Annotated in this window: 11 protein-coding genes and 1 pseudogene; all 12 read right to left on the bottom strand. The window is 49.8% G+C overall.

Translation table 11 applies throughout. The features are described 5' to 3' along the window. Positions 1-107: 107 nt before the first annotated feature. Positions 108-1,208 (bottom strand): ADP-ribosylarginine hydrolase Tri1, encoded by a 1,101-nt coding sequence (gene tri1 / locus ACOTX1_RS12820; protein ID WP_032634185.1) that lies wholly within the window; start codon positions 1,206-1,208, stop codon positions 108-110. 38 nt (positions 1,209-1,246) lie between these two features. Beyond that, positions 1,247-1,627, bottom strand: coding sequence for an immunity protein Tsi6 family protein (locus tag ACOTX1_RS12825; protein WP_022651396.1), 381 nt, complete (start codon positions 1,625-1,627; stop codon positions 1,247-1,249). A gap of 80 nt (positions 1,628-1,707) precedes the next feature. Next, positions 1,708-2,777 (bottom strand): annotated as a pseudogene (tri1, locus tag ACOTX1_RS12830) (ADP-ribosylarginine hydrolase Tri1). Between the two features lie 209 nt (positions 2,778-2,986). Beyond that, on the bottom strand, positions 2,987-3,070 hold the full coding sequence (locus ACOTX1_RS12835) for a hypothetical protein (protein WP_230246519.1): 84 nt from the start codon (positions 3,068-3,070) through the stop codon (positions 2,987-2,989). Between the two features lie 482 nt (positions 3,071-3,552). After that, entirely contained in the window at positions 3,553-4,626 is a 1,074-nt protein-coding gene (locus ACOTX1_RS12840; protein ID WP_023314297.1) for a hypothetical protein, read from the bottom strand. A 14-nt stretch (positions 4,627-4,640) separates the two neighbouring features. Continuing rightward, entirely contained in the window at positions 4,641-5,087 is a 447-nt protein-coding gene (locus ACOTX1_RS12845; RefSeq protein WP_023314298.1) for a hypothetical protein, read from the bottom strand. 24 nt (positions 5,088-5,111) lie between these two features. Next, positions 5,112-6,182 (bottom strand): PAAR domain-containing protein, encoded by a 1,071-nt coding sequence (locus ACOTX1_RS12850; protein WP_023314299.1) that lies wholly within the window; start codon positions 6,180-6,182, stop codon positions 5,112-5,114. Between the two features lie 21 nt (positions 6,183-6,203). After that, positions 6,204-8,162 (bottom strand): type VI secretion system Vgr family protein, encoded by a 1,959-nt coding sequence (locus tag ACOTX1_RS12855; protein ID WP_023314300.1) that lies wholly within the window; start codon positions 8,160-8,162, stop codon positions 6,204-6,206. A gap of 84 nt (positions 8,163-8,246) precedes the next feature. After that, positions 8,247-8,663, bottom strand: coding sequence for a hypothetical protein (locus ACOTX1_RS12860; RefSeq protein ID WP_023314301.1), 417 nt, complete (start codon positions 8,661-8,663; stop codon positions 8,247-8,249). Positions 8,664-8,715: 52 nt separating this feature from the next. Beyond that, entirely contained in the window at positions 8,716-9,477 is a 762-nt protein-coding gene (locus ACOTX1_RS12865; RefSeq protein ID WP_023314302.1) for an ankyrin repeat domain-containing protein, read from the bottom strand. Beyond that, complete coding sequence (locus ACOTX1_RS12870; RefSeq protein WP_003859977.1) at positions 9,474-10,940, bottom strand: hypothetical protein; 1,467 nt, start codon at positions 10,938-10,940, stop codon at positions 9,474-9,476. The genes ACOTX1_RS12865 and ACOTX1_RS12870 overlap by 4 nt, the downstream gene beginning before the upstream one ends. 25 nt (positions 10,941-10,965) lie before the next feature. Next, the gene (locus ACOTX1_RS12875) at positions 10,966-12,399 is read right to left on the bottom strand and encodes a serine/threonine protein kinase (RefSeq protein WP_023314303.1); all 1,434 of its coding nucleotides are present in this window, start codon (positions 12,397-12,399) and stop codon (positions 10,966-10,968) included. Positions 12,400-12,415: the final 16 nt, after the last annotated feature.

Raw genomic sequence — 12,415 nt, forward strand, 5'->3', positions numbered from 1 at the left:
GTATGCAAAGCGGAAACGCCGTTGATGTGATAATGAGTAGCTGTAAGATTGACTTCGCTTGCCACAAAATAAAACTACTTTTCCTGTAGTTTCATTGAGATAAACAGTTATAAGAAAGTGTCTTCGGGGGCTCTATCGAACAATTCACCAGCCATTTTGGCGATACGTTCATGTTGTACAAGATTGTTTTTCCACTCCTGCGGAATACCGGAATAACCATATAATGCTCCAGCTATTTGTCCCGCCGTCGCCGCAACGCTGTCAGCATCATCGGCAAGGTTGGCTGCCAGCAGAATGGCATCACGGAAATTATCCGTATTCCATACGGACCACATCGCGGCTTCAAGCGTATCGATAACATAACCACTTGAACGAATCTGATCGCGAGTTTTTTGCTTATATTCACCCGCGTTGATAATCATTACGCGTGGCTGAAGCGGCATAACGTGCGGAGAAAAAACAAAATCTTTATTGCTACCGTTAATCATATGCACAAGCAAATAACTTAAATACTGCGTGCTATTGATTGCTTCCGCGGCACCGTGTGTTGCGATACATTGTTTTTTAGCTTCATAAAACGCTTTGCTTAATGACTTTCTAAAAAAAATAGAGACAGGGGCTTGTCTGATAATGGAAGCATTGCCCGCAGTTTCTGGAGCAGTATTGCCGCTCCATCCTGGGCCAATTGTTAAATATTGCTCTAAAGCAAATCGCGTTGTATTACCTATATCAAAACAGACGCCATTTGAACTGTTATAACCATGCTGATACCATTCCAGAAGCTTATTCCTGAAACATATAGTATCAGCATCGCCTTTCTCAAGAAGCGTTTCCGCAAGACATAATGCCATGGATGTATCATCCGTCCATTCGCCTGCACGAAGTTGAAATGGCCCACCTCCTGTCATATCTTTGACGTATGCTCTGTCACGAGGCAAAAATTCGAGCGTCGTACCTACAGCATCTCCAACAGCAAGACCAATAAGCGTACCTACCGCACGATCCCGTGATTGCGCTAGTGAGATATTACATGGTGGTGGTAAATCCCATTGTTTTTGTACATCACTATTTGAGGATGACTCTAATGGCTTATTATCATACGTATACTGCATCCTTCGCTGGACTGAAGGTCTGCTAATGGGTAAGTATTTACGATATCTATCAACATATTTTAACAAGGCATTTAAATCAGCATGTAAGTCAATCACCTTTCACCCATAATAAAAAATATTATTCATATGAAATACTAAAATTCATCAGGGAATTTCTTCATGAGGTTTTGTTTCTTTTTATTATAGTTGGTATCGACCTCATGCGGCAGCCTAACCTTTAACCCTCGGCGGATTTGATCCACAATAAACCAGGCATCTGACAACCTTTCAAAAAACAACTCATCAGAATGATCAAACTCCTTCCCTGCATACATACCGAACGTCATATCCCATAATTTCGCTCTATCCTTTTCCTTGCCTTCGATTAAATCCCGTAGAAATAATAATTGTTGTACAATAGAGTCGTACATTTGCAAAAGCGGGGATTGGGGATCACGATTCTTGACGTCTGCATATCTTTTCTGTGCTAAAGTTAATGCTCTATCAACGTAACCAAACATTGTCATTTCATTCATTGCAGTAGATTCAGTTAACTAAAAATTCCATACCTGATCGCAAGTCATCATATGCCCTCGCTTACCCTTGGTAATTCTAACTATAAAAAATTATCCTCAGGTGCTCTATCGAATAGTTTACCCGCCATTGTGGCAATACGTTCGTGTTGTACGAGTTTATCTTTCCAGTCCTGCGGGATAGCGGAATAACCATACAACGCCCCCGCTATTTGTCCCGCCGTCGCCGCAACGCTGTCAGCATCATCGGCAAGGTTGGCTGCCAGCAGAATGGCATCACGGAAATTATCCGTATTCCATACGGACCACATCGCGGCCTCAAGCGTATCAATAACGTAACCACTTGAACGAATCTGGTCGCGAGTTTTTTGCTTATACTCACCCGCGTTTATGATCATTACACGCGCGCACAGTGGGAAAACATGAGGCGAAAAAGCTTCTTCTTTTTGATAACCGTTGATTAAATAGTGCAATACCAATCCGAGAAATTGGCATGCGTTAATTGATTCTACCGCGCCATGCGTGCTCGACTCTGAGCCTGTGATTCGAAGTAAATCGCACGCAGTGATTTTCGACAAAAGATAGACACCGGTGCTTGACGAATAACCCCAGCATTACCAGCAGTGTGTTTCTCTGTATTACCATACCAGGAAGGTCCGACACGCATATACTGTTCAAGCGCGAACCGCGTCGTATTGCCGATATCGAAGCACCGACCATTACTGCTATTCTCTCCGTCAAGATACCATTTCAGGATATATTTTCTAAGCACATCGGTGTGCATTCTGTTTTCTGAAAGATAAGTCTCTGCCAGACATAATGCCATGGACGTATCATCTGTCCATTCACCAGGTTTTAATTGAAAAGGCCCGCCACCAATCATATCTGCTACATGTTCACTGTCTCTTTTCTTAAACTCAAGAGTGGTGCCGACGGCGTCCCCAACAGCCAATCCCACAAACGCCCCAAGCGCTTTATCACGTGAAACATCTTCAGTCGTGACTAAAGGTAATGTTACATCCCATGGGAGAGATGAATTCGACGCATCTATACTATTGCTTCTTAATCCATTACGGACATCAATTGGCATATAACATTGATAACGATCGGCATAATGATTGATTACTGAGTCTTTACTGTGAAGATCTTGCATCACACACCCTTTAAATAGAGCAACAGGGGGGGTCATATGACAGACCATTATTCATCTTTTCTCTTACCAAAAAATCTTTGATTAATTTGAAGAAGGGAGATTGTAATCAAACACTGCGCATCACTTGCGATATCTTTTTTGCCTTTTTAAGTATTCTACGCCTTGCTCATGAGGAAGAATAATCTTAAATCCTTGTACCATTTGCGAAGCTATATACCTAGCATTGGACAATGCTGAGAAATTTCGTCATCAGTAGTATCAAACTCTTTGGACGCAAGCACTCCGAGATTCAATGTGTGTAATTTACTTTTATATTTTTCAACACCAATGAGAATAGATTTAATATAATCTTACTGATTCTTCTCCATAACATATAAAGAAATGTAGGATATTTCTCTAATCGACTATTAATTGCATCAATAGCATCATTGATATAATCCAGCGCGGTATAATTTTCTTTACTCATGATCCAACTTAAATATATCCTTTTCACTTGAAAGAATCTTTGAAAGCGTGCTCTGGCGTAACCACTGCCGCCGTGGTGGTGTGAATTTTCTGATGCCCGACTTACTTGCCTGCGCTCCTGACGGATATCGGCATAGCAATCCCTCCAGCGCCATCAGACGGCTGATGAAGTCCAGGCTCGACTCCTGATAGTGACGGTTTATGGTGGAGATGATATTGACAGGGCAGGGAAACCGACAAAGTCACCGATCATCTAAAAAAAGAAAAGCTACGCGTACGCATGAATTTGTCCTGAATATCGAGTCAAAGATTAGACATTTTCTATATGGAATGTTGACAGGATGATTTCGAGGCAGCGTTTATTCGCCTCGAAGTGGTAATCATGATAGTTACGGTGTCTGCCAATCAGTTCTGCATAGCACCAGACTTTGCCCACGCTAAAAATATAGCACTGGTAAACAGCGCGCATTTCTTCCTCTGCGCTGAACATTTCCCCCCGGCATGTCCACAGTGTTTTTCCGAGGGATGGATTAAACTCATTTGGAATAGTAGCAAGTGCTTCAGTCTTAAGCGTAACGGCAGGTTCTCGATCGTGAAACCGTTTAATCGAAACGCTAAAAACATCCTGCGCGGTAAACAACATCTCCTGCGAAAAAAAGCAAAGATTAATGACACCGTAGTTAATGCCATCAAACGAGTGCTCGACCACCAGGCGCGTTTCTGTAAGGGGATTCACCTGCCAGGATTCCGGTACTTTAAATCCACTGCTGTTTTTAGCACTGAGGTTCACGGTCTTAAGCAGTTCAGCCAGAACCAAGTTACTACGATGCAGTAAATCCCAGTTCACTACAGTAAAGTAAATATCATTCGCCAGCGCAGGGTAGTCGCGAGCGGCACAGGCCGCTTTAATCAGGAAATAATTTCCGCCTCCTTCTTGCGGATTGTAATCTTTCTGTACGGTATAACGTGAAATGACCTCGTCGCCGGACGAGTGCGTTTTGAGAGTTAGCACATCTGCAAAAAGGCCACTACCGGAAGGATGCGCAATCAAGCGCTGATTCAACACTTTTTCGCCCATCAGTTCCAGTTTATTAAACAGCCAATCAGAGGGATTCATCTCCCACTGACAGCGTTCATAAGCGGCCCAAACTTCCATATAGGGTTGCGCATCATCGGTGGCATAGCGACCCAAGTTAGTCAAGCCGACCTCAGGAAGGTGCTGCGGGGTCAGTTCAGCTGGCTTAACACGATTTGGCAAAATCACCCAGTACTGAAGCATTTTTTTATCAGCAGAGGTATACAGGCATTTCCAGTAGTTCGCCTTAATCTCTTCATTGCTTGCGGTTGAGACGATGGGAAAAGCATAATTATTACCAGTGTTCATAAAACCTCTTCAACTCAGACAGTGCTGCCAAACCAGATACCATAGAACATTAAGATACAGCCTAACGAGGCTAGACACTTTACTACCAGGCGTAATTTTGCCCCATACTTACCAGATAGTGATAATAATTTTGTATAGTTTGCTGCAGTGTTATAGCGCTTGTGGAATCGCATAATAATATCGAAAATATTATTCAACATCACGACAAAAAACTTCGACAGAAGCACTGCCATAAAGGAAGCTGGTATTATTACTGATAATGACCGTGCAGTTTCTCTGGTAAGCAACGGGATGAACTTAGAAAAGCCAACCAAAACAATGACCAATACAAATGCACCAATCAGTACTGAAATGAATTTTATTCCAAAGCCACGCCATTCTTCTTTTGTATACAGATCTTTTCCATTCCAGATATAGATCAAAGTGATTAAAATAAAAATCGTTAAGCCAGCCCATTTCATTATTTCATTGTCCTCTCACATCCCTTAATCGCCTATCAAAACAGTAACACACCCGGTAATAATTGTCCCATCCCCGCTTTCTGTCAGAACAGAGGTGACGGCTGGCTCATCCTCTTCGCCATACAAATAGTCAAAGAAATCCAGTATAGGCTTAAATGCCACTTTCAGACTTGCATCACCCTTAAGCCCTACAAGCCCTGCAGCCCCACCAGTCACCCTGACGTTAACGGAATAATCTTTAGTGTCCCAGAAAGCGCTTCCACCTCCCGCGAGACCAGCAGACCCAAAGCTACCGTCGATTTTTGCTTCTCCGGAAACGATGCCCAGAATATCAAGGTTACCCGAAACTTCGCCTTTCACTCCTTTCGCTTCCGCACCGGCGTCAGCAGTCAAACCATACTTCCCATCATTGCCGGTATAAACTTCTAATACGGCTTTAGCTTCTGCTGTACCAATAGTTACATCCCCTGATACTCCACCATATAACGTTCCTTCTTTACCCGCAGCAACCGAACCACCGTATTGCTCACCTGTCGCAACGGCATTCGCATTCAAGCCATAAATATCGTTGCCGCCACCATACAGAGACCCCGTCGCATTGGCGACGGCGAGTTTATTACGCATTTCTGCCCGTAGCAGATCCTTACTTTTCATATTCCCAATTGTAATATCCGCCAACGCAAAACCAGCTGAAGCGGTATCAAAATCACCGTTGAGGTTTTTATCTTCGAGGCTGGCGTACGCACCCAGAACACGAGCATCAAAATGTTCGCCGTGCATCATCCCATCTTCGCCGGCATTTTTCGCCAGCGTGCCCCCCCAATATTGAGGTGCTGCTGCTTTCGGTATGGCAGGTGCCGGTGAGCCGCTAACATCACACTTCGTCTTGTCTCCTTGACGTGCAAGTGGCATACCGTTAACGAAGACAGTACCGGAGCCCCCCACAATACTACCGCTGCCGTGCGTCGAGCAGGATAACGTATCACCCTTTCGAGCGGCGGGAAAACCACCGATGATGACGTCCGGGCTTCCCGACTGTATTGGCCCCGAATGTGCGCTGACATCTATGGTCGCTCTGGCGGCAGGCTGTCCCATGTTCAAAAATCCTTCTACATATTAGCTGTTAATTTTAACAACAGCGCCTTTAATATCTGTCAGGTTTGTACCATTGAGATGAAGAGTATCATTAGCTTTCATCTCGGCATTTATTCCGCCGCCTAACTTCGTCAACTCCGTCCCTTTGAAGGATGCCACAGTAATACTCTCAGCCTTGAGTGTCCCTTCGGAAACGATAATTTCAATTGTCGATGGCGTGATAAGAATGTAGTTATCATTCACCTTTAACTTAATCGAGGTTGTCGCTTCCAGCAGAGCATTTCCCTCTTTATCCATAGTCAATACGGTTTGGTTTTTACCTACATTGAATTTGTGCTGATTACCCGTGTTGCTGGTTGAATTCGCCCCCACGTTCACGTCCCGGTTACGCTTAACCGTTACGTGCTCATCCCGGCCGATAATTTTTTTACGGTCTACCCCTACGTCATGTGTCTCGCAGTTCTCGATCTCGGTGTCCATGTTTTTTTCAGCATGAACCCAGATCTGCTCTTGCCCAGCCTTATCCTCGAATCGTAGGGCATTGGCATTATCTTTGTGGCCATCCTTACTGCGGCTCATAAAACCCATCTGCGTCGCGGCAGCCGGCAGCGCCCACGGCGGCATGCTCGCGTCGTTGTACACGCGACCGGTAATGATCGGACGGTCCGGGTCGCCGTTGATAAAGTCCACCACCACCTCATCGCCGACGCGCGGGATCTGCACCCCGCCGTAGCCCTGGCCTGCCCAGGCGCTCGACACGCGCACCCAGCAGGAGCTGGTGTCATCGCCCTTCGCCAGACGGTCCCAGTGGAACTTCACCTTCACGCGGCCATATTTGTCCGTCCAGATACTCTCCCCCTGCGGCCCCACCACTTTCGCCGTCTGCGGGCCGTAGGTGCGCGGCCACGCCGTGCTCTGCGCCGGACGGTAGGACACCGACGCCGGAATGACGCTGAAATCGGTGCGGTGAATGGTCTCCCCCTCACCGCTCGCGTAGCGGTTCTCCTCGAAATGGTAGCCCGCCGCCGTCACCAGATACTCGCCGTTATCGCTGAAGAACGGCGCGTTGGTGAGGGTAAAAATGTGGCCCGGCGCAATGCCCGCCGCCGTGGCCGTCGCCTGAATCTGCTGATGCTCCACCTGCCAGCGCTCCTGACGGATGCGGGCGTAGAACTCCGCATGCCCTGTCTCCACAAAGCGACCCGGCCAGTCGTACACGTCGATGCTGCCCGGTTTCGGTGACGCCGGGTTCTGCTGGGCCTGGAACAGCCACGCGTTCGGCTTGCGGAAGTCATAGTCGTCGAGGCTGTAAATCCCCGGCGTCACGCTGTCCTCCAGCGCCCACTGGCTGATGCCCTCTTCGTCCGTACTGCCGCCGGACGGCGTCTGGTGGTAAGGAATGACCTCATAGCCGCTGAACGGCTGGTGCTGGGGGGCGGCGTCGGTGAGCACCAGGGTGTGTTTGTCGGCCTCGTGGCTGAAGTAGTACGCAATTCCCTCCAGCTCCATCAGGCGGCTGATGAAGTCCAGGCTCGACTCCTGATACTGCACGCAGTAGTCCCACACCCGGTAGCTGCCGGTGAGTTTGTCCTCAACGTTGACCTGATGCTCACCCAGCAGGGTTTTCACAATCTGCGGCACCGTCTGGCCCTGGAAGATACGCAGGTTGCGGTCGCGCTTCATCGGCCACAGGTCCGGCTCCACCGTCAACTGGTATACCGCGTAGCGGGTGCCCGTCAGCTCAACGGCGCTCACCGCTACCCGGGTAATCTTGCCGTTTATATAGCGGGGCGTCAGCAGGCTCTGCGTCGGGATGGTCACCGTGACCGGCTGGCCCAGCAGCTTAGTGCGGTCAATGCGCGCGTCCGTGCCGAGCACGGTCAGCGTCAGCGCGAACGACTCGGACATCGCCTCGCGGCCGGAGAGTTTCCAGAAAAGCAGCCCCTCAACCGGGAGCTGGACGGTAATTCGGTTGAGCATAATCTTTATTCCGTAATGGTTTATGCTGAGAATATTTTTGACACAAGGCTTTTTTAAACGTGAATGTTCTGGTTATTGGCCGTCTTACTCTTTAACCGGGGGCCTTTCCCCTTCATATTTATAAATCCACAGGGAATAGATTTTCAGAAACTCTGACAAAATGAATAAAAATCCATTTAGCCAGACATTCATCACGCCCGTGAAACTTAACACGAGGGGAAAAAGGGAAACTGAGTAGCGAAACCCAACCAGACGCAGTATTTCCTGGTAGAGTGCCAGTCTGCTCGCATATAAATTCCGGGCGAAGAAGCACCATGCTGAGGCAATAAAAGAGAGCAACAACAAAAAATCGAGAATAAAGAAAAGAATAACCAGAGCGCTATACCCACCAGCAGACAGCGTGTTCACAACCGTACTGAAGGCGTGTATATCGGAAATAAAAGGGATCTTGTCATGCCGCATGGACTGGGCACAATATAAGACAACGGCCAGGGCATCCATGCATCCCCAGAAAACGAAAACCTTATCTCTGGCGTTCATGACAGTTGAGCAATCACTTAACCGGCGCGGGTGGCCATTCGCCCCCCTTCTGGATGAGCTTCTCTTTTATTTCGTTTAATTTCTCGTATTGCTCACTGCCTCGCTCAAGTCCATTAAACGCGTCCGCGAGCGCATTGCTCATCGACCAGCCATTTTTGGCCTTAATTGACGGATCCGCTCCACGATCGAGAAGCAACAAGACATGATCGTAAGCCTGGTTATCCAGCGCATCAAACACCAGCGTTTTACCCAGTGAGTTGGTTGAGTTGACGTCAGCACCGCGATTGAGCATGGCTTCCAGCGTCTCTGTATTTTTCGCTTTTAGCGACTGGAAGATGATGGGTTCGTGGAAAACCTTATCTTTCACGTTGGGTGAGAGGCCACCGTCCAGCATCGCGTCGATCCAGTCCGCACTGTCTCCCTTTAGGGCAAATTCGGCAGGACTGCTTTTTCCCTGCGGTCGAGGCTGGAGCGGATCTGCGCCAGCCTTAACAAGCAACGTAATCACCTTTAAATGGGGCGATGTCTTTTTATCATTAATCGCGTTGCCGATGGCCCAAAAAAGCAGGGTCATATCCTGCTTTCCCGGTTTATTAAGATCGCTGTCTGGTGCAATCGTCTTCACCGCGTCGACATCGCCTTCTTCAATCGCTTTCGCCAGTTCAAGCTGCTGACCGCTGAAGTAGTCCTGTGGATTAAGGTCCATATCCTGCTTACACCCCTGAATCATGAATAAAAAACATAACGCGACAAAAGCCATCAACCCTTTTTTCACAATCGACTCCCGATTATCGAAATATCCTCATCCTTCTGTTGCTCTATGCAATCAATCGCCTGATTAATCCCGTGGCGGTCCAGCGCACTTCCGGTTCCACCGGGAAGGTCATGGGGTATTCCGGCAGCATTAGGGCTCAGCGCAGAGATTTCCTCTTTGAGGATCCACGAAGGGACATGCCCTTTCATCGTTTTCAGATCTTCCCAGGGGTTAACTTCCTGAATCTTCGTCAGCAGTTCACCTTCAACCCGATACGCCTGGATATTATCCGTACTGCCTAATATCTTACCGCCGTATTTTTCTACGGTTCCGGCATTGAGGCCGGCGGCGTTAAACGTCCACCCCGCTTTCCCGCTGCCCATAGAGGTTGCAGAGGCGAGACCACCGCCAAGGGAATGACCGGCAATATCAATATTCTGGCCTGACCTTGCCAGCTCCTTACCGATACTCACGGCCTTTTTATAATAATCTGAAGCCATACCCATGCCCTGTGAGAAGTTATTCGACCAGTCAGCCCCGTTTACCACCGGCGCCAGTTCCCCTTTGGTCAGTAGAGAGGAGACATTCTCAGACAGAGAGGCGAAGCCAGGCTCGCGCGATCCCCTGAATACCAGCGTGGGGTTCATATCTGCACCAAACACTTCCGGCTTCGGTTGATAGACGCGCGCCAGAAAATTGGGGGACGTATCATCGTCAAAGAGCATGGATTTGTTCAGCCCGAACTTTCCTAACAGCGCATCGTCATTACTGATATCCGTCCATCCCTCCGGCACGCCCGGTGTGGTTTCCAGCGGGTTCACGGTCTTATAAATATTTTCCGCAAGCTTCGCTTTTTCCACCGCGATATTATTCGCCGCCAGACGTTTCGCGGCGATCTGGGCATCCGGATAAAGGCTATTGCTCCCCTTCGCGATCAGATCTTTACGCGCCTGCCAGCGTTCTGCTTTGGTCATCTTCTGTAGCTGCCCGGCATAGGTTTTACCGTCCTTGCCCGGAGTAGGTTCATCCGGCACCTGTGCCGTTTTAGATTTCACCACCTGTTTTGGCAGTACCGTTGGCGCAGGGCGAGATCCGTACGTTCTAACCATGGTTTCGTAGCGGTCAACAATCGTACTCACCGGATACCAGCCCAGGCCGACCAGCGAGGCAGCCTGGAGTTGCCCTTTGGCGTTGATATAAAAAATTTCCGTTACTGATGACCAGTCACGAAAACTTTCGTCAATGGCAACCACTCTGCCCATCTCTAAATCCTGCGCGATCAGCGTACGGGTATCGCGCCCGGACTGATATGGATTCGCACCGGTGATCGTGCGCAGCAGATCGTAGCGCGTGAAGAGTGAGCGCAGCGAATGGTCGGGAACCGACATAATCCACTGTCCGGCAACGGACGGGCGGATTATTTTCGCAAACAGCGCTGGCGAGACGTTCTCGTGGAACAGATAGACAAACTTGATGTTATACATTCGCTCCGTCCTGTTACCCGCAGGCTTACGGATTCACCAGCCAGGTGCCTGGCTTCGCAATATCCAGCGTCTGGGTACGCGTTCTTCCATTGCCTTCCAGTTCAATGCGGGTCTCGCCCGCAGGCAATTTCAGCGATGCGTAACCGTTATTCCCCGGACGCAGCGCTTTAGACTCGCCGTTCACCTTCAGCGTCTCGCCATCAAGCATGCGGATGTAGACCAGCGCGACCGGGCTGGCGTCGACAGGCGGCGCACTCTGCTGCGCCGTAGCAGGTGGCGCTACCGGCTCGCTCACGTCTGCCGTTGCCGGTCTGGTTTCCGATTGGGATGAGGTCTCAGCCGGAGGGCTCACGGCAGGGGTTTGCGCCGTCTGCTCTGGCGTTTCCTGACTGCCGCCGCCGAACAGCATCGCACCGGCAACCACCCCAACCAGCACGCCCGCGGCCACCAGCCCCGAAAGCTTGTAACGTCGCCAGTCCAGCGCGGAAGCAGATGCCTCCTCTTCCACCGGCACCAGCATCGTGCCGGTCTTCTTCGCGGTCAGCACCTCGTCGATACCGGCGACGGGCATCTCGATCAGCGCCGCGAATTCCTCAATGGATTGCGGACGGTCTTCCATATGCAGCGCCAGCGCCTTGTCGATGGCCTGTAGCAGCGGGATGGAATAGCCCTGCGGCATCAGCTCCACCAGCGGTTTGCAGGTGTCCTGAATCGAGCGCACCACGCTGACCGGTGGCGGAGAGCCCACGATGAGGGTGCGCAACACGGCGCCGAGCGCGTAGATATCCGTCCACGGCCCCTGCTCGCTTTCATTGTCGTCGGTATACTGCTCGATAGGCGCGAAGCCCGGACGCAGCATGGTTTCCGTCTCATCCGAGAGATTACCGATGGTGCGGCGCGCCGATCCGAAATCGAGCAGCACCGGCAGGCCGTTATCCTGAATCTGAATGTTATCCAGCGAGATGTCGCGGTGTAGATAACCCTCGTCGTGGATCGTTTTGATGGCGCCGAAGAGCATTGGCAGCATGCGGCGGATCCACGCCTCGTTAATCAGCTCCGGTTTCTCTTCGCGCAGACGCGACAGCGTGGTACCGCTGTAAAACAGCGTCCCCATATAGGCCGTGTCGTTTTGCACCCAGAAACGCAGTACGTGCAGCAGGTTCGGGTGGTTAAAGCGCGCCAGCAGGCGGGCTTCCTGGATGAAGCTGTTCAGACCGGCAGAAAACGCTTTGCCGAAGCGCTCGCTGCGCAGCACCAGCGTCATATCCTCGCCGCGCACGGCGAGGGAGGAAGGCATAAATTCTTTGATAGCGATAGTGCGTTCGAGCTGGTGATCCCAGGCGCGATAGACGATGCCGAATCCGCCGCCGCCAATCACCTCTTTTATCTCAAACTCATTGAAACGGTACCCGACCGGGAGCGCGTTTGGGACAGTCCGATTGTTATCATTATCCGTCATCTTTTACAGTTCTCTT

The sequence above is a fragment of the Enterobacter cloacae complex sp. IR5401 genome, from assembly GCF_049238425.1.
In the GTDB taxonomy this organism is placed as follows: domain Bacteria; phylum Pseudomonadota; class Gammaproteobacteria; order Enterobacterales; family Enterobacteriaceae; genus Enterobacter; species Enterobacter hormaechei_C.